The organism is Methanosarcina spelaei (genome assembly GCF_002287235.1).
Taxonomy (GTDB): domain Archaea; phylum Halobacteriota; class Methanosarcinia; order Methanosarcinales; family Methanosarcinaceae; genus Methanosarcina; species Methanosarcina spelaei.
The window spans coordinates 1-1080 of sequence record NZ_LMVP01000307.1 but is presented as its reverse complement, the minus strand read 5'-3'; the positions used below and the strand labels follow the sequence as shown (position 1 = coordinate 1080).

Genomic DNA, 1080 nt, shown 5'->3' with positions numbered 1-1080 from the left:
TCGTAGTATGTGGAGATTGCAGGTGAGGATTGAACTACGCCTGCAGGATAATCCCAGATCACTCCATCCAGGTCAGCATCCAGGCAGTAAAGACCTTTTCCTGCTCCACCCATTGCAGCACCTGTACCCATGTAGATCCTTCCTTTGTAGAAGGCAGGAGTAGAGGTGGAATAAGCGACTTTTATGCTGTGTTTATCAGAGTTATCAAAGGTTCCTTTTGCCGCGTCAAAGCCGAGGGCGAAACAGTATCCTCCACTGGAGGTGAAGTAGATCCTTTTCAAATCTTCGACATAGAGGACTGAGGACCTGATTTTCCCGCTTGTTACTCCGAACTCGCTGGAAACATCAACTTCGTCGATGTCAGCCCCAGTATCCTTATTTACGGAAACAAGATGTCCGTCATCATCCCCATAAACGAGGTTGTTCCCGATCAAGGCCGCTCCTGCCCAGTAGTAGGACCCCTCTGTGCTTACCTGGGTCGTTGAGGCACGGCTCCAGACTTCGTTGCCGCTTTCGTCATAGCAGTAGTATTTGTGTCCGCCCATTGCTTCCCCGAAGTAGATCTTGCCTTCGGAATAAAGAATGGGAGTATCAAGCTGCTTGCCGTCACCTACGGCCTTATTCCAGTTCAAGCTTCCTGTTTTCGCGTCAAAAGCAAAAATCTGGCCATCGGAGGTCGGCACAAAGATTATTCCATTTCCGACAGCTCCACTTCCAATCACGAAGTTAGTGCCTCCACTTATGCTGTTATCCCAGACAAGTTTTCCTGTAGCCTTATTAAAAGCATACATGTGTTTGTCACCAGCCACAGCATACACAATATCCCCAGCTACTAACGGAGCCGAGTCGATATTTCCTCCAAGGGTGTAATTCCAGGAAAGCGAAGAATTGGTCGGGTCAGTTATGGGTGCTCTGTCCGCAGTTACACCTGTGTTATACACATCTTTCTGGAACTGGGTCCAGTCTGAACCCAGTGCTGGCATGGTAGCCGTTACCAGGAACAATAACAAACAAAGAATAAATATTTTTGATGGATTTTTATTCATATTCTCATTTCTCCTATTTTTTCATAGGGTTCAG

Annotated in this window: 1 protein-coding gene; it reads right to left on the bottom strand. The window is 47.1% G+C overall.

The genetic code is table 11. The annotated features are described in order from the left end of the window. A partial coding sequence (locus ASJ81_RS13390; protein ID WP_170943310.1) for an outer membrane protein assembly factor BamB family protein occupies nucleotides 1-1046 on the bottom strand: 1046 nt, incomplete at its 3' end. Between the last annotated feature and the right edge of the window lie 34 nt (nucleotides 1047-1080).